The organism is Streptomyces spectabilis, assembly GCF_008704795.1.
Taxonomy (GTDB): Bacteria; Actinomycetota; Actinomycetes; order Streptomycetales; family Streptomycetaceae; genus Streptomyces; species Streptomyces spectabilis.
This window is the reverse complement of sequence record NZ_CP023690.1, coordinates 2,176,163-2,191,877: the sequence shown is the minus strand read 5'-3', so window position 1 is coordinate 2,191,877 and position 15,715 is coordinate 2,176,163. Positions and strand designations below refer to the sequence as shown.

Sequence of the window (15,715 nt, the reverse complement as noted above, 5' to 3'; positions counted from 1 at the left end):
CTAGTGTCGAGGACGTGCAGACGAAAAACATCCCCGACCCCGGCTTCTCCGACGACGACGGCTCCGCGGCCCCGGAGCTGCGCGCGGCCCTTGAGGCCTGGTCCCAGGACCGGACCGCCCACGGCCCGGTCCTGAAGGCCCTGGCAGGCGCCAGGCTCCTCGTGCCGGTGGTGGCCGTCCTCGGCGAGGTCGAGGAGGACGAGAACGGACTGCGCCGGGAGAAGACGAGCGACATGGCGGTGCCCACGCTCAAGGCGGGCGAGCGCACCGCGCTGCCCGCGTTCACCTCCACCGAGGCCCTCGCCCTGTGGGACCCGGCCGCGCGCCCCGTCGCCGTACCGCTGCACCAGGCGCTCCAGGCGGCCGCCCACGAGAAGGCCGACACGATCGTCCTCGACCTCGCGGGCCCCGTCCCCTACGAGCTGAACCGCCCCGCGCTCATCGCCCTCGCCGAGGGCCGCGACAGCGCCGACGCGCTCACCGACCCGGCCGTGCGCGAGGCGGTCCGCGCCGCGGTCGCCGCCGAGCCCGCCGTGCTCCGGGCCCACCTCGGCCCGGGCACGGCCGACGGCACCCTCGCCCTGGTCCTCGCCCCGGGCGCGGCCCCGGCCGACACCGCCCGGCGCGTGGCCGAGGCCCTGGCCGCCGACGAAACACTGAGGGCCCGCCTGGTGCGCGGCCTCGACCTGGCACTGCTGCCGGCCGAGGCGACGCCACCGGGCGAGCCCCTCTACGTACGCTGACGGTCAGCCGAAGACCGGCCCCGTGTACTTCTCGCCCGGCCCCTGCCCCGGCTCGTCCGGCACCACGGAGGCCTCGCGGAAGGCGAGCTGCAGGGACTTCAGGCCGTCCCGCAGCGGGGCCGCGTGGAAGGAGCTGACCTCGGTCGCGCTCGCGTCGAGCAGACCGGCCAGGGCCTGGATGAGCTTGCGGGCCTCGTCCAGGTCCTTGTGGGTCTCGCCCTCCTCGGCCAGGCCCAGGTTCACCGCCGCCGCGCTCATCAGGTGCACCGCGACCGTCGTGATCACCTCGACCGCGGGCACGTCCGCGATGTCGCGGGTCATGGCGTCGAAGTCGGGGCTCTCGGCGGGGGCGGCCGCAGGGGTCGGGGAGGGCGTGGGGCTCGTGTCACTCATGTCCCACACCCTAGAGCCGCCCGCGAGCCGTTAGCCCCACCCCCCAGGACCTGCTAACCTGGGGTGACGACCGGCCGGATGCCCGCGCTTCGACGCAGGAACCGGCCCACAAGTGGAGGCTCCGATCTCCCACCTGGCCGCTCCCCGAGCGGCGGGTCACCGGTCAGGCGGTCCGCTCCCCAGTGTGAGGCCCGCCCGATGCGCCCCGTGTTCACCGCGGAGGTGCTCCGGTATGTGTATGGAGCCCCTGCTGTGATCAGTCGGGGCATTTTTTGTGCCCCCGGCGGGTTGGTCGAAAAACAGACGTAACGCGGCTGTCCGCCAGACCGTCGCGTGGTGCTACCGAGGAGGATCCATCAGCGCCGAGCCCCGCATCAACGACCGGATTCGCGTTCCCGAGGTGCGACTTGTCGGTCCCAGCGGCGAGCAGGTCGGGATTGTCCCGCTTGCCAAGGCCCTGGAGCTTGCGCAGGAGTACGACCTGGACCTGGTCGAGGTCGCGGCGAACGCCCGTCCGCCCGTGTGCAAGCTCATGGACTACGGGAAGTTCAAGTACGAGTCGGCCATGAAGGCCCGTGAGGCGCGCAAGAACCAGGCGCACACGGTCATCAAGGAGATGAAGCTCCGGCCGAAGATCGACCCGCACGACTACGACACCAAGAAGGGTCACGTCGTCCGGTTCCTCAAGCAGGGCGACAAGGTCAAGATCACGATCATGTTCCGTGGTCGCGAGCAGTCCCGGCCGGAGCTCGGCTACCGACTGCTGCAGCGCCTCGCCGAGGACGTCCAGGACCTCGGGTTCATCGAGTCGAACCCGAAGCAGGACGGCCGCAACATGATCATGGTCCTCGGTCCGCACAAGAAGAAGACCGAGGCGATGGCCGAGGCCCGTGAGGCCCAGGCAGCTCGCAAGGCGGACGCGAAGGCCAACCCCGGCAAGTCGCAGAACGCCGCCGAGGGTGAGCTTTCCGAGGCCCCGGACGAGCTTTCCGAGGCCCCGGCCGAGGCTCCCGCCGAGGCCTGATCCCCGGACGCGAGTCCAGGGATGCCAACCGAACACATGACGCTCCCGGATGCCCGGTTTCGCGACCGGGCATCGGAGCGCCACTGACGAGGAGAGAACGGCGCTATGCCGAAGAACAAGACGCACAGCGGTGCCAGCAAGCGCTTCAAGATCACCGGCTCCGGCAAGGTGCTCCGCGAGCGCGCCGGCAAGCGCCACCTGCTCGAGCACAAGTCGTCCCGCGTGACGCGTCGCCTCACCGGCAACGCCGAGATGGCCCCGGGCGACGCCAAGAAGATCAAGAAGCTTCTCGGCAAGTGACGTCGCGGCCCCCGGTGACGGGGGCCACGCGACGCCAGGACCGGGACATCAGTCGAATCGGGCCGTGTGACGACCACCACGGCCCCGCTACAAGGAGTTAACAAGTGGCACGCGTCAAGCGCGCAGTCAACGCGCACAAGAAGCGTCGGGCGATCCTCGAGCAGGCCAGCGGCTACCGCGGCCAGCGGTCGCGCCTGTACCGCAAGGCCAAGGAGCAGGTCACCCACTCCCTGGTCTACAACTACAACGACCGCAAGAAGCGCAAGGGCGACTTCCGTCAGCTGTGGATCCAGCGCATCAACGCCGCTGCCCGCGCCAACGGCATCACCTACAACCGCTTCATCCAGGGTCTGAAGGCCGCCAACATCGAGGTGGACCGCAAGATCCTGGCCGAGCTGGCCGTCAACGACGCCAACGCCTTCGCGGCGCTCGTCGAGGTCGCCCAGAAGGCCCTGCCTTCCGACGTCAACGCCCCCAAGGCCGCGTGACGTTGCACTGAGCTCGAACCGCGACTGGACCCGCAGGCCCCCTGAGCCTGCGGGTCCAGTCGCGTTCACCCCCCCGCCTCTCGACCCCGTACACCTGAAAGCGACTCGATGGCACACGGTCCCGAACTGATCTCCCCGCGTTCGCCGCGCGTCAGTGGCGCGCGGCGGCTTGGCAAGCGGAACTTCCGGGGGAAGGAGCGGCTCTTCCTCGCGGAGGGGCCGCAGGCGGTGCGGGAGGCGGCCGGGCACCGCGGCGGCGGCGGGGCCACGCTCGTCGAGCTGTTCAGCACCGTCGAGGCCGCCGAGCGGTACGCGGACATCGTGGCGGACGCGCGCGCCGCCGGGGCACGGGTGCACCTCGCCGACGAGAGCGTGATCGCCGACATCTCGACCACCGTCACCCCGCAGGGGCTCGTCGGGGTCTGCCGCTTCCTCGACGTGCCGTTCGAGGAGATCCTCGCCGGGCGGCCCAAGCTCGTGGCCGTGCTCGCGCACGTACGCGACCCAGGGAACGCGGGCACCGTGCTGCGCTGCGCCGACGCCGCCGGTGCCGACGCCGTGGTCCTCACCGACGCCTCCGTGGACCTCTACAACCCCAAGGCGGTGCGCGCCTCCGTCGGCTCGCACTTCCATCTGCCGGTGGCCGTGGGCGTGCCGGTCGAGCAGGCCGTACGCGGTCTGCGGGCGGCCGGGGTCCGGGTGCTCGCCGCCGACGGCGCGGGCGAGGACGACCTGGACGCCGAGCTGGACAAGGGCACCATGGGCACCGAGACCGCGTGGATCTTCGGCAACGAGGCCTGGGGGCTGCCGGAGGAGACCCGCGCACTCGCCGACGCCGTGGTGCGCGTTCCGATCCACGGCAGCGCCGAGAGCCTGAACCTCGCGACCGCGGCAGCCGTATGCCTCTATGCGTCCGCCCGTGCACAGCGTGCCGCCGGAGGGTGCCGCTCCGTCACCCCCGGCTAGTAGTGTGTCGGGCTCGGGGGCCCACTGCGCCGGCTCCGAGAGGCGGGGACAAGGGGAATGAGCGTCGGCACGAGCAGAGCACCGGGAGTGCGGGGCATCCTGTGCCCTCCCGCGGGCCACGCGGGCCCGGCGGGCCCCGGTCTCGGTGAGCTCGGCATCGATCCGGACGACCTGCCCGACGGCCTCGTCGTCGCCGACGAGAGCGGGCGCGTCATCTGTTTCAACGCCGCCGCTGCGCGCATCACCGCCGTGCGCGCGGCCGACGCGCTCGGCATCCGCATCGAGAGCGCCCTGCCCCTGGAGGACCTCGAAGGGCGCAGGTGGTGGCAGCTGACCGATCCGTACGGCGGCCTCGTCACCCGCGTCGCCCAGCCCGAGCGCAATCTGCTGCTCCCCGGCGGCCGGGAGGTGCTCGTCTCCGCCCGCTACGTACGGTCGCGGCCGAAGGGCCCGCTGAGCCGTCTCGTCGTCTCGCTGCGCGACACCGAGGCCCGGCGGCGCACGGAGCGCAGCCACGCCGAGCTGATCGCGACGGTCGCCCACGAACTGCGCTCCCCGCTGACGTCCGTGAAGGGCTTCACCGCCACGCTGCTCGCCAAGTGGGAGCGGTTCACCGACGACCAGAAGCGGCTGATGCTGGAGACCGTCGACGCCGACGCGAACCGCGTGACCCGGCTGATCGCCGAGCTCCTCGACATCTCCCGCATCGACTCGGGCCGGCTCGAGCTGCGCCGCCAGCCCGTCGACATCGGGGCCGCCGTCGGGCGCCACATCCAGGCCCACGTCGCCGCGGGGCAGGACGCGGACCGCTTCCTGGTCCGCCTCCAGCAGCCGCTGCCCGACCTGTGGGCCGACCCGGACAAGATCGACCAGGTGCTCAGCAACCTCCTGGAAAACGCGGTGCGCCACGGCGAGGGAACTGTCACGATCGACGTGGCGCCCTCGCCGTCCCTGCGCGTGCGGGGAGCGACCGACACCGCGGTCACCGTCAGCGACGAGGGATCCGGCATTCCGGAGGAGTCGATGGGCCGCGTCTTCACCCGCTTCTGGCGGGGCAGCAAGCGCGGCGGGACGGGACTGGGGTTGTACATCGTGAAGGGCATCGTCGAGGCACACGGCGGCACGATCACCGTCGGCCGCGCGGCGAGCGGCGGCGCCCAGTTCCGATTTACCTTGCCCGTGGGGGCTCCGGCGTATCTTCAGTGAGCGCCGTCCGAGCAGCCCGCGGGCGCATTCGTTCTCCGCACCCCCGTTAGACTCGGTCGCTGGCACCTTGTGTCCCCATCTCGGGACAACTCGTCTCCGACCTGTTGACGGGGACCATCCGCCAGTCAACCGGAAGCACGGGAAGAGATGTCGGCACCGAACAAGTCGTACGACCCTGTCGAGGTCGAGGCACTGAAACCTGAAGAGATCGAGCGCGTGCGGGACGAGGCGCTCGCCGCCTTCGCGGCCGCCGCCGACCTCGACCAGCTCCAGGAGGCGAAGAGCGCGCACTGCGGCGGCACCTCGCCGCTCGCCCTCGCCAACCGCGAGATCGGCGCGCTGCCCCCGCAGGCCAAGGCCGAGGCGGGCAAGCGCGTGGGCATGGCCCGCGGCGCCGTGAACAAGGCGCTCGCCGCCCGCCAGACCGAGCTCGAGGCCGAGCGCGACGCCCGCGTCCTGGTCGAGGAGGCGGTGGACGTCACGCTGCCCTACGACCGCGTCGCGGCCGGTGCCCGGCACCCGCTGACCACGCTGTCCGAGCGCATCGAGGACATCTTCGTCGCCATGGGCTACGCGGTCGCCGAGGGCCCCGAGGTCGAGACCGAGTGGTTCAACTTCGACGCCCTGAACATCGGCCCGGACCACCCGGCGCGCGGTGAGCAGGACACCTTCTTCGTCGAAGGCGCCGACGGCTCTGCCGACTCCGGTGTGGTCCTGCGCACGCACACCTCGCCCGTGCAGATCCGCTCGCTCATCGACCGCGAGCCGCCGGTCTACGTGATCTGCCCCGGCCGCGTGTACCGCACCGACGAGCTGGACGCGACCCACACCCCGGTCTTCCACCAGGTCGAGCTGCTCGCCGTGGACGAGGGCCTGACCATGGCGGACCTCAAGGGCACCCTGGACCACATGGTGCAGGCGCTGTTCGGCGGCGAGGGCATGAAGACCCGGCTCCGGCCGAACTTCTTCCCCTTCACCGAGCCGTCCGCCGAGATGGACATGGTGTGCTACGTGTGCCGCGGCGAGTCCGTGGGCAACCCGGACCGCCCCTGCCGCACCTGCTCCTCCGAGGGCTGGATCGAGCTCGGCGGCTGCGGCATGGTCAACCCCAAGGTGCTGGCCGCCTGTGGTGTGGACCCCGAGAAGTACAGCGGATTCGCCTTCGGGTTCGGCATCGAGCGGATGCTGATGTTCCGCCACAACGTCGAAGACATGCGAGACATGGTCGAGGGTGACGTCCGCTTCACCCGGCCGTTCGGGACGGAGATCTGATGCGCATCCCGCTTTCCTGGCTGCGGGAGTACGTCGACCTCCCCGCCACCGAGACCGGCCGTGACGTGCAGGCCAAGCTGATCGCCGCGGGCCTCGAAGTCGAGTCCGTGGAACAGCTCGGCGCGGGCCTCAAGGGCCCCCTCGTCGTCGGCAAGGTCCTCACCATCGAGGAGCTGGAGGGCTTCAAGAAGCCCATCCGCTTCTGCACCGTGGACGTCGGTCAGGCCAACGGCACGGGCGAGCCGCAGGAGATCGTCTGCGGCGCCCGCAACTTCGCCGTGGGCGACAAGGTCGTCGTGGTCCTGCCCGGCGCCGTGCTGCCCGGCGACTTCGCGATCGCCGCGCGCAAGACGTACGGCAAGACCTCGCACGGCATGATCTGCTCCGGCGACGAGCTGGGCATGGGCGACGACGGCAGCGGCGGCATCATCGTGCTCCCGCCCGAGCACGAGGCCGGCACCGACGCCATCGAGCTGCTCGAACTCGTCGACGAGGTCCTGGACATCGCCGTCACGCCCGACCGCGGCTACTGCCTGTCCCTGCGCGGCGTCGCCCGCGAGACGGCCACCGCGTACGGCCTGCCGCTGCGCGACCCGGCGCTGCTCGACGTCCCGGCCCCGAACTCGTTCGGCTACCCGGTGCAGATCAGCGACCCGGTCGGCTGCGACCGCTTCACCGCGCGCACCGTCACCGGGCTGCGCCCCGACGCCCGCTCGCCGATCTGGCTCCAGCGCCGCCTGCAGAAGGCGGGCATGCGCCCGATCTCGCTGGCCGTCGACGTCACCAACTACGTGATGCTGGAGCTCGGCCAGCCGCTGCACGCCTACGACCGCTCCCGCGTCCAGGGCACCATCGGTGTCCGCCGCGCCGAGCAGGGCGAGAAGTTCACCACCCTCGACGGCACCCAGCGCGTCCTGGACGCCGAGGACCTGGTGATCATCGACGAGCGCGGCCCCATCGGCCTCGCGGGCGTCATGGGCGGCGCCAACACGGAGATCGCCGACCACGACGACATCGACGGTGTCACCACCGACGTCGTCATCGAGGCCGCGCACTTCGACCCGGTCACCGTGGCCCGCACCGCGCGCCGCCACAAGCTGTCCTCCGAGGCGGCCCGGCGCTTCGAGCGGGGCGTCGACCCGCAGGCCGCGTCCGCGGCCGCGCAGCGGACCGTCGACCTGCTCGTGCTGCTCGCGGGCGGTACCGCGGAGGCGGGCGTCACCGAGGTCATCGCGCCCTCCGCGCCGCACACCATCACGATGCCCGCCGACCACCCGGACCGCGTCGCCGGTGTCGCGTACGGCCGCGAGACGGTCGTGCGCCGCCTCCAGCAGGTCGGCTGCGACGTGTACGGCCAGGACACCCTGACCGTCACCGTGCCGTCGTGGCGCCCCGACCTCGCCGAGGTCAACGACCTCGCCGAGGAGGTCATCCGGCTGGAGGGCTACGAGAACCTGCCCTCCACGCTGCCGCGGCCCCCGGCCGGGCGCGGCCTGACCGAGCGGCAGCGGCTGCACCGCCGTGCCGGGCGCGTGCTCGCGGGCGCCGGTTACGTCGAGGCGCCGAACTACCCGTTCGTGAGCGAGCAGGTCTTCGACCAGCTCGGCCTGGACGCCGACGACCCGAACCGCCGCGTCGTGAGGCTCGTCAACCCGCTCTCGGACGAGGAGCCCGCGCTCCGTACGACGCTGCTGCCCGGCCTCCTCACCGCGCTGCGCCGCAACGACGGCCGCGGCAGCCACGACCTGGCCCTCTTCGAGACCGGCCTGGTCTTCCACCCGGTGGAGGGCGCGCCCGTCCCCGGGCGCCTGCCCGTCGACCGGCGTCCCACGGACGAGGAGATCGCCGAGCTCAACAGCGCCCTGCCCGAGCAGCCGCGGCACGCCGCGGTCGTGCTCGCGGGCGCCCGCGAGCGGTCCGGCTGGTGGGGCAAGGGCCGCCCGGCCGACTGGGCCGACGCCGTCGAGGCGGCGCGCGCCCTGGCCCGCGAGGCCGGTGCCGAACTCATCGTCCAGCAGGGCCAGTACGGCCCCTGGCACCCGGGCCGCTGCGCTGAGCTGTCCGTGTACCTGGAGGACGCGGACGTCCCCGAGGGCGTGGAGGGCAACATCGTCCCCATCGGCCACGCCGGTGAGCTGCACCCGCGCGTCACCAAGACGCTCGGCCTGCCCGCCCGTACCTGCGCGATGGAGCTGAACCTGGATCTGCTCCAGAAGGCGGGCGAGGGCGCGCTCCGGGCGCCGCGCGTCTCGTCCTTCCCGGTGGCCACGCAGGACGTCGCGCTCGTCGTCGACCAGGACGTCCCCGCGGCCGTCGTCGAGGCGTTCCTGCGCGACGGCGCGGGTGAACTCCTCGAGGACATCCGTCTGTTCGACGTCTTCACCGGCGAGCAGCTGGGCGAGGGCAAGAAGTCGCTCGCGTACGCGCTGCGCTTCCGCGCTCCCGACCGCACGCTGACGGTCGAGGAGGCCTCGGCCGCCCGCGACGCCGCGGTGGCGCGCGCCGCCGAGACGACCGGCGCGGTGCTGCGCGGGGCCTAGCACCGGCCCGGCGCACAAAAGCGCTGCTGAGGGGGCGTGTCCGCGAGAGCGGATGCGCCCCCTCCGGCGTGTCGGGGCACCGCCGGAGTGCCGCTCACTCGTTTGAGTGACAACTGCCGTTGATCTGACCCGATCCGGCCACCCGGTCGACAGAATCAATCCGGCCGCAGGGGCCGGTCCCGTACGCGGCCCGCACGCTGAACCGGGGCCTTAGGGGGGCCGTCGGCATGATCCGTACCAAGCCTCGTACGCCCCGCCGCGGCGCGGGAACCCGGCGCGGACCGCGGCTGCGGGCCCGCGGGCCGGGGGACGGATGCGACGAGCGTCCGTCGGCGACGTTCGAGCGGCCGTGCCGCCGTGGGCTGCGGCGGGTGCTCACGCTCGGCCTGCCGGCGGTGTGGGGCGCCGTCGCCATCACGTACAAACTGGCCTGTCCGCTCGCGCAGCAGCACGGTCTGGGGGCGCGCATCGTCACCAGCGCCGTCTTCTTCGCCGTCGGCACGGGGCTCATATTCCATGTGCGGCACGCGCTGATCCGGGAGTTGCGGCAGATCCGCGAGGTCGCGGGCGCCGCGCAGAACGTCCTGCTGCGGCCGCTGCCGCCGCGCATCGAAGGGCTCGCCCTGGCCGCGGGCCGCCTCTCCGCGTCGCACGGCGCCTCCGTCGGCGGCGATCTGTACGAGGTCGCGGCCACCGACCACGGCGTGCGCGTCGTCATGGGCGACGTGCGCGGCCACGGCCTCGCCGCGATCGGCACCGTCGCCGCCGTGCTCGGCAGCTTCCGCGAGGCCGCCCACGACGAGCCCGAACTGCCGCAGGTGCTGCGGCGCCTGGAGCGGGCCCTGGCCCGGCACTTGCGGGAGCGCTCCCGCACCGAGCATCCGGCGAGCGGCGCCGCGGCGCCGGACAACCCGGTCGCCGAGGAGTTCGTGACCGTCCTCCTGGTGGAGATCAGCCAGGACGGCGAGGTGTGGGCGCTCAACTGCGGCCATCCGTGGCCGTACCGGCTGCGCGGCCGCGCCCAGGAGATGCCCGGCGGCGAACCGCTGCCGCCGCTCGGCCCCTTCCCGCTGCCCGCCGAACTCCCCGTGCAGCACTGCGGCAGGCTGCTGCCCGGCGACGCCCTGGTGCTGCACACGGACGGGGTGGCGGACGCGCGCGACGGCTCGGGGCGGTTCTTCCCGCTGCAGGCCGTGCTCGGCGAGGCCGCGAGGGCCCAGCCGGTGTCGCCGCAGCAGGTGATCCAGGCCGTGTACGCGAGGCTCCTGCGGCACATCGGCCGCCTCCCGTCCGACGACGCGGCGCTGCTCGTCCTGCGCAACGACCGCAAGAGGGTCCCCCGACAGCAGACGGAGACCGGGCGGTGCGCCCGCACCATGAGCTGAACACCGCCCGGTGTGGTGCGGCCCGCGCCGTCCGCGCCGTCGTGGAACTGCCGGGCAGACGACGGACGTACGGACGGCGCCGACGAGGGGCCGTCGCGCTGAGTGAGGGGGGAGCCGACGGCCCGGCCGCCTCCTGGTGAGGTCCCTCAGTCAACCGACCGCGTGCCCCGTGCGGCAGAGCGCGTACCCCCCGGATGCGAGCACTCCGTTCACACCCCGTGTGAAGGGCGCTCCACTACGCTGGGCGGACCGAGCCACCGGAGGGCATTCATGCAGCCCAACACCCTGCTCGACGCGATCCTCGACGAAGCCGGCATCTCGCACGCGGGCCTGGCCGCACATGTGAACCAGGCGGGCAAGGCCCGCGGCCTCGCGCTGAGATACGAACACACCGCCGTGGCCCGCTGGTTGAAGGGCCAGCGCCCGCGCGGCCAGGTGCCCGACCTGATCTGCGAGGTGCTCGCGGCGCGGCTGCAGCGCACCGTCACGCTCGACGACATCGGCCTCGGCGTGCCCGGCGGCCCGGCCGTCCGCGGCGGCTCGATGGCCTCCACGCTCTCCGGGTTCGTCGAGCGGGCGACGGCGCTGTGGCGGTCGGACGAGCAGCAGCGCCCGCATCTGCTCGGCGCGCCCGCGGTGACCGGGACGCCCGCCGTGATGCCGGTGTGGGAGTGGGAGAACCCGCCGGAGGACACCGACGTCTCGCGCGGTGGCCGGCACCCGGTGAGCATGGCGGACCTGGAGATGCTGCGCGCGGGCCGAGCGCACTACGAGCAGATGTACCGCAAGACCGGCGGCATCGCGACCCGCAGCCGCATCGTCGGCTTCCTCAACGCGGAGGCGGCGCCGCTGCTCCGCGGCAGCTACACCGACGCGATGGGGCGCCAGTTGCACCGCGCGACCGGCGGCCTGGTGGCGATAGCGGGCATCTGTGCCTACGACTCGGACGCGCACGGTCTCGCCCAGCGCTACTTCCACCAGGCGCTGCGCCTGGCGAAGGCGAGCGGGGACCGGGGGCTCGGCGCGTATGTGATCGCGCTGCTCGTCAACCAGTCCCTGTTCATGCGCGAGTTCCGCCAGGCGGTGGCCTTCGCGGAGGCCGCGCTGCGCGCCGCGGGCCGGGACATCACGCCCGCGCTCGCCTCCGACCTCTACGCGATGCAGGCCAAGGCGTACGCGCACCTGGGCGACGGCAGCAGCGCGCTGTCGTGCATCCGGCGTGCCGAGGTCGCCGCCGACCGCATCCGGCGCGGCCGGGAGCCGGACGAGACGGGCTATGTCCAGCCGGGCCTGGTGAACGTACAGGTGGCGGAGGCGCTGCTCAGCCTCGGCGATCTCGCGGCGGCGCGCGAACACGCGGCCGCCGCGGTGGACACCCCGGCGCACGACCGGGGCCGGGTGCACCGGCTCGCCATGCTCAGCCAGATCGAGCTGCGCCAGGGGAACACCGACGAGGCGGTGGCCACGGCGGTGGAGATGGCCGAGCAGGCGCGCGGGATGGAGTCCCAGCGGCTGCGCGACCGGCTGCGGGCGGTGCGCGAGTACCTGGTCCGCAGCGACTGCGCGGGCACGGCGGAGGCCGCCGAGCTGATCGACGGAGCGCTGCGGGTACCGCTGTGAGGAGCGGGGGCGCAGCGAGGCGCGGTTCTCTGTGACGCCGTGACCCCGGCGGAAGGGGTGCGGAACGACGCCTGACACGTGCTACGTCGCTCCGCCGTGCGCCGAGTGCTCTCACACCCTCCTGCTGCGATATTGCCATCTACTCGGCGGAAGGTGGCAGAACCGTGCAGTGGACGAAGCAGAGCGAACAGACTGTGTATGGAAACCGATGGTTCACCGTCAATCTCGCAGATGTCGAGCTGCCGAACGGCCGGCACCTCGACCACTTCCTGATACGGCTCCGCCCGGTGGCGATCGCCACGGTGGTCAACGAGGCCAACGAGGTGCTGCTCCTGTGGCGGCACCGCTTCATCACCGACAGCTGGGGCTGGGAGCTCGCGGCCGGGGTGGTGGAGGACGGAGAGGACATCGCCTGCGCGGCGGCGCGTGAGATGGAGGAGGAGACCGGCTGGCGGCCGGGACCCTTGCGACACCTGATGAGCGTCGAGCCGTCCAACGGGCTCACGGACGCCCGGCACCACATCTACTGGTCGGACGAGGGGACCTACATCGGCCACCCCGAGGACGACTTCGAGTCGGACCGACGCGAGTGGGTGCCGCTCAAGCTCGTTCCCGACATGGTGGCGCGCGGTGAGGTCCCGGCCGCCAACATGGCGGCGGCGCTCCTCCTGCTGCACCATCTGCGCCTCGGCGAGGACGCGCGCTGACCGCTCGGACGCGGCCCTGGGTCAGTGTCCGATGGCCTGCCAGACCGCCACGGCGAGCGCACCGACCGCGGTGAGCGCGGCGAGGGCCGGCAGTGGCCAGCGGGTGTGTTCCAGGGCCGCGATCCGCACGGACAGGTCGTCCTGGTCCTTGGTGTGCTGTACGTCGCGCTGGGTGAGTAACGCGAGCTGTCCGTCGACGCGGGCGAGACCCACGTCCAGGCTCCGACGTAACTCTGCGAGTTCTTCCGGGACCACGGGACGCTCGGGGTCGGTGGTCACGAGTCCGCTCCTCTCGGTAGTGGGTCGCATCCCCCCTGTGCGCAGCGGAAAGTCAACTCGCCTGGTGGTCGGGGCGGGAGAGTGTGCGCAGGGCATATGCGAGCCCGTCGCGCACACGGTGTGTGAACGACACGGGCCCGGCACTCGGCGAGTGCCGGGCCCGTGAACTGGCCGGAAACTGACTTGAATTCAGCCACACAGCGTAGCGGCTACCGGAGCACACCCATCCATATCCCTGCGCGTGCCCGGCCGCGCGCGCGTCAGCCGTACGTGTAGAAGCCCGAACCCGACTTGCGGCCCAGACGGCCCGCGTCGACCATGCGCTGGAGCAGCGGGGGAGCGGCGTACAGGGGCTCCTTGTACTCGGCGTACATGGAGTCGGCGACGGACGCCACCGTGTCGAGGCCGATGAGGTCGGCCAGCTTGAGCGGGCCCATCGGGTGGGCGCAGCCCATCTCCATGCCGTTGTCGATGTCCTCGCGGCTGGCGATGCCCGACTCGAACATCCGGATCGCGGAGAGCAGATACGGGATGAGGAGCGCGTTCACCACGAACCCGGAGCGGTCCTGGGCGCGGATGGCGTGCTTGCCGAGCACCTTCTCCGTGAACAGCTGCGCCCGGCTGAGCGTGCCCTCCGACGTGGTCAGGGCCGGAATCAGCTCGACGAGCTGCTGCACGGGGGCGGGGTTGAAGAAGTGGATGCCGATGACCTGGTCGGGCCGCGACGTGGCCACGGCCAGCTTCACCAGCGGGATGGAGGAGGTGTTGGAGGCGAGGATCGCGTCCTGGCGCGTCACCACCTGGTCGAGCACCTGGAAGATCTCGGTCTTGACCTGCTCGTTCTCCACGACGGCCTCGATGACGAGGTCGCGGTCGGCGAATTCGCCGAGGTCCGTGGTGAAGCTGAGCCGCGCGATCGTCTCGTCCCGCTCCTCCTCCGAGAGCTTGCCGCGCTCGGCCGCCTTGGACAGGGAGTTGTACAGCCGCGTGCGGCCGATCTCCAGGGCCTCTCCGGTGGTCTCCGCGACCTTCACGTCCAGGCCGGAGCGGGCGCAGACCTCTGCGATCCCGGCGCCCATCTGGCCACAGCCCACCACTCCGACGCGCGCAATGTCGGCCATAGAGTCGGTCACCTCGTGCCTTTCGCTCATCTACAGGGGCGGCAGGTCCCCCGTGTGATGCCGGTCCCTGCCTCGCCGGTGAACGTTACTCCGCGCGTCGCGGTGCGCGGCCGCCCGGGTCGGGCATGCTGTCCCCGAACGGCCAGGGCTTGTCCGGGGATTTCGAGAATCAGGGGACGGGAACATGAGGCGTATGTCACGTCGGGCCTTCACCGTGGCGGCGGCATCGGTGGCCGCGGGGCTCGCGAAAGGCGGGGACGCGGCGGCGGGTGCGGGCTCCAGACACCGGGGGCGCGAGATGCGGGGCATGTGGGTGGCGACGGTGGTGAACATCGACTGGCCCTCCAAGCCGGGCCTGTCGCCGGACCAGCAGCGCGCGGAGCTGATCGCCCACCTCGACGAGGCCGTGCGCCGCCGCCTCAACGCGGTGGTCCTCCAGGTGCGACCGACCGCCGACGCGTTCTGGCCGTCGACCTACGAGCCCTGGTCGGAGTACCTCACGGGCACGCAGGGCAAGGACCCGGGCTGGGACCCGCTGGGCACCGCCGTGCGCGAGGCGCACTACCGCGGCCTGGAGCTGCACGCCTGGTTCAACCCGTTCCGGATCGCCATGCACGCCGATCCCTCCCGGCTCGTGCCGGGCCACCCCGCGCGCGTGCACCCCGAGTGGGTGGTGCCCTACGGCGGGAAGCTGTTCTACAACCCCGGTCTGCCCGAGGTCAGACGGTTCGTGCAGCAGGCCATGCTCGACGCCGTGCGCCGCTACCGCCTGGACGCCGTGCACTGGGACGACTACTTCTACCCGTACCCGGTGGCGGGCCAGGTCTTCGACGACGACGACGCCTTCGCGCGCTACGGCGGCGCCTTCCCCGACCGGGCCTCGTGGCGGCGGGACAACATCGACCGCCTCGTGCGCGAGATGGGCACCCGCATCAAGAAGACCCGGCCGGGCACGCAGTTCGGGATCAGCCCCTTCGGGGTCTGGCGCAACGCGGCCACCGACCCGACAGGATCGGACACGCGGGCGGGCGTACAGACCTACGACGACCTGTACGCGGACACCCGCGGCTGGGTGCGCAAGCGCTGGCTGGACTACATCTGTCCGCAGCTCTACTGGCACATCGGCCTGCCCGCCGCCGACTACGCGAAGCTGGTGCCCTGGTGGGACGAGGTGGCCCGGGGGACGGGCGTGCGCCTGTACGTGGGCGAGGCGCTGTACAAGGCGGGTGACCCGGCGCAGCCCGCGCCCTGGCAGGACCCGACCGAGCTGTCCCGCCACCTCACGTACGCGAAGGGCTTCCCGCGGGTGCGCGGGCACGTGTTCTACTCGGCGAAGCACGTGGCCGCCGACAGGATCGGCGCGATGCAGCGCGTTGTCGACGACCACTACACGTACCCGGCACCGTAGCGTCCGCGGCCGGGGCGGCGCCTAGTCGTTGGTGGCGAAGGGGCGCACGACGGTGTCGGGGCCCGGGGACATCACTGTCTCGTGACCGTCCTCGAACCGGACGCGGTACGGCGGGCCGCCGTTCGCTCCGAGGACCTCGATGACTTCCGCAGTCCGGTCGTGCTGTCCGACGATCCTGCCGTGGATCAGCAGCCGGTCGCCCACGGATGCTTGCATGGGGAGTGACCTCCTCGTCCGCGTCGCTGTTGGTGGCGGTGCGTGGC

General features: G+C 72.2%; 16 protein-coding genes. 12 read left to right on the top strand and 4 right to left on the bottom strand.

What is annotated here, in order from left to right; genetic code table 11:
* The first annotated feature begins 14 nt into the window (after positions 1-14).
* Positions 15-743 (top strand): SseB family protein, encoded by a 729-nt coding sequence (locus tag CP982_RS09315; protein ID WP_150510079.1) that lies wholly within the window; start codon positions 15-17, stop codon positions 741-743.
* A 3-nt stretch (positions 744-746) separates the two neighbouring features.
* Here CP982_RS09315 and CP982_RS09310 read toward each other — a convergent pair whose 3' ends face one another.
* Positions 747-1,136, bottom strand: coding sequence for a DUF1844 domain-containing protein (locus tag CP982_RS09310; RefSeq protein WP_150510078.1), 390 nt, complete (start codon positions 1,134-1,136; stop codon positions 747-749).
* 355 nt (positions 1,137-1,491) lie between these two features.
* On the opposite strand from CP982_RS09310, the gene infC reads away from it, so the two are divergent.
* The 10 genes from infC (at position 1,492) to CP982_RS09255 (ending at position 12,644) form a co-directional block, all read left to right on the top strand.
* Positions 1,492-2,160, top strand: a complete 669-nt coding sequence (infC, locus tag CP982_RS09300) for a translation initiation factor IF-3 (protein ID WP_229879034.1) — start codon at positions 1,492-1,494, stop codon at positions 2,158-2,160.
* A 105-nt stretch (positions 2,161-2,265) separates the two neighbouring features.
* On the top strand, positions 2,266-2,460 hold the full coding sequence (gene rpmI, locus CP982_RS09295; RefSeq protein ID WP_030418114.1) for a 50S ribosomal protein L35: 195 nt from the start codon (positions 2,266-2,268) through the stop codon (positions 2,458-2,460).
* A 104-nt stretch (positions 2,461-2,564) separates the two neighbouring features.
* Positions 2,565-2,948: a 50S ribosomal protein L20 gene (rplT, locus tag CP982_RS09290; protein WP_016642495.1), complete on the top strand. Its 384-nt coding sequence runs from the start codon at positions 2,565-2,567 to the stop codon at positions 2,946-2,948.
* A gap of 108 nt (positions 2,949-3,056) precedes the next feature.
* The gene (locus tag CP982_RS09285) at positions 3,057-3,914 is read left to right on the top strand and encodes a TrmH family RNA methyltransferase (protein ID WP_150510075.1); all 858 of its coding nucleotides are present in this window, start codon (positions 3,057-3,059) and stop codon (positions 3,912-3,914) included.
* Between the two features lie 57 nt (positions 3,915-3,971).
* Positions 3,972-5,120 carry a sensor histidine kinase gene (locus CP982_RS09280; RefSeq protein ID WP_150510074.1) on the top strand — a complete coding sequence of 383 codons (1,149 nt, stop codon included), beginning with the start codon at positions 3,972-3,974 and terminating at the stop codon, positions 5,118-5,120.
* 147 nt (positions 5,121-5,267) lie between these two features.
* Positions 5,268-6,392 carry a phenylalanine--tRNA ligase subunit alpha gene (gene pheS / locus CP982_RS09275; protein ID WP_150510073.1) on the top strand — a complete coding sequence of 375 codons (1,125 nt, stop codon included), beginning with the start codon at positions 5,268-5,270 and terminating at the stop codon, positions 6,390-6,392.
* Positions 6,392-8,932, top strand: a complete 2,541-nt coding sequence (gene pheT, locus CP982_RS09270; protein ID WP_150510072.1) for a phenylalanine--tRNA ligase subunit beta — start codon at positions 6,392-6,394, stop codon at positions 8,930-8,932. The genes pheS and pheT overlap by 1 nt, the downstream gene beginning before the upstream one ends.
* A gap of 227 nt (positions 8,933-9,159) precedes the next feature.
* A complete protein-coding gene (locus CP982_RS09265; RefSeq protein WP_150510071.1) occupies positions 9,160-10,317 on the top strand; it encodes a PP2C family protein-serine/threonine phosphatase in 1,158 nt (385 codons plus the stop codon).
* 270 nt (positions 10,318-10,587) lie between these two features.
* Entirely contained in the window at positions 10,588-11,937 is a 1,350-nt protein-coding gene (locus tag CP982_RS09260) for an NsdA family TPR-like regulatory protein (protein ID WP_150510070.1), read from the top strand.
* 164 nt (positions 11,938-12,101) lie between these two features.
* On the top strand, positions 12,102-12,644 hold the full coding sequence (locus CP982_RS09255) for an NUDIX hydrolase (RefSeq protein WP_030680876.1): 543 nt from the start codon (positions 12,102-12,104) through the stop codon (positions 12,642-12,644).
* Positions 12,645-12,665: 21 nt separating this feature from the next.
* Here CP982_RS09255 and CP982_RS09250 read toward each other — a convergent pair whose 3' ends face one another.
* Together CP982_RS09250 and CP982_RS09245 are read right to left on the bottom strand one after the other, a co-directional pair.
* Positions 12,666-12,923 carry a hypothetical protein gene (locus tag CP982_RS09250; RefSeq protein ID WP_150510069.1) on the bottom strand — a complete coding sequence of 86 codons (258 nt, stop codon included), beginning with the start codon at positions 12,921-12,923 and terminating at the stop codon, positions 12,666-12,668.
* A gap of 260 nt (positions 12,924-13,183) precedes the next feature.
* A complete protein-coding gene (locus CP982_RS09245) occupies positions 13,184-14,044 on the bottom strand; it encodes a 3-hydroxybutyryl-CoA dehydrogenase (protein WP_144002463.1) in 861 nt (286 codons plus the stop codon).
* A gap of 184 nt (positions 14,045-14,228) precedes the next feature.
* Between CP982_RS09245 and CP982_RS09240 the strand changes: the two genes are divergently transcribed.
* Complete coding sequence (locus CP982_RS09240) at positions 14,229-15,452, top strand: glycoside hydrolase family 10-like protein (protein ID WP_150510068.1); 1,224 nt, start codon at positions 14,229-14,231, stop codon at positions 15,450-15,452.
* 21 nt (positions 15,453-15,473) lie between these two features.
* Here CP982_RS09240 and CP982_RS09235 read toward each other — a convergent pair whose 3' ends face one another.
* Positions 15,474-15,668 carry a DUF1918 domain-containing protein gene (locus CP982_RS09235; RefSeq protein WP_150510067.1) on the bottom strand — a complete coding sequence of 65 codons (195 nt, stop codon included), beginning with the start codon at positions 15,666-15,668 and terminating at the stop codon, positions 15,474-15,476.
* Positions 15,669-15,715: the final 47 nt, after the last annotated feature.

What these genes read in the sequence shown, in the direction of transcription:
- CP982_RS09310 (WP_150510078.1), bottom strand. Translation starts at nt 1,136, where the DNA reads ATGAGTGACACGAGCCCCACGCCCTCCCCGACCCCTGCGGCCGCCCCC.
- rpmI (WP_030418114.1), top strand. Translation starts at nt 2,266, where the DNA reads ATGCCGAAGAACAAGACGCACAGCGGTGCCAGCAAGCGCTTCAAGATC.
- CP982_RS09285 (WP_150510075.1), top strand. Translation starts at nt 3,057, where the DNA reads ATGGCACACGGTCCCGAACTGATCTCCCCGCGTTCGCCGCGCGTCAGT.
- CP982_RS09280 (WP_150510074.1), top strand. Translation starts at nt 3,972, where the DNA reads ATGAGCGTCGGCACGAGCAGAGCACCGGGAGTGCGGGGCATCCTGTGC.
- pheS (WP_150510073.1), top strand. Translation starts at nt 5,268, where the DNA reads ATGTCGGCACCGAACAAGTCGTACGACCCTGTCGAGGTCGAGGCACTG.
- pheT (WP_150510072.1), top strand. Translation starts at nt 6,392, where the DNA reads ATGCGCATCCCGCTTTCCTGGCTGCGGGAGTACGTCGACCTCCCCGCC.
- CP982_RS09265 (WP_150510071.1), top strand. Translation starts at nt 9,160, where the DNA reads ATGATCCGTACCAAGCCTCGTACGCCCCGCCGCGGCGCGGGAACCCGG.
- CP982_RS09260 (WP_150510070.1), top strand. Translation starts at nt 10,588, where the DNA reads ATGCAGCCCAACACCCTGCTCGACGCGATCCTCGACGAAGCCGGCATC.
- CP982_RS09245 (WP_144002463.1), bottom strand. Translation starts at nt 14,044, where the DNA reads ATGGCCGACATTGCGCGCGTCGGAGTGGTGGGCTGTGGCCAGATGGGC.
- CP982_RS09240 (WP_150510068.1), top strand. Translation starts at nt 14,229, where the DNA reads ATGAGGCGTATGTCACGTCGGGCCTTCACCGTGGCGGCGGCATCGGTG.
- CP982_RS09235 (WP_150510067.1), bottom strand. Translation starts at nt 15,668, where the DNA reads ATGCAAGCATCCGTGGGCGACCGGCTGCTGATCCACGGCAGGATCGTC.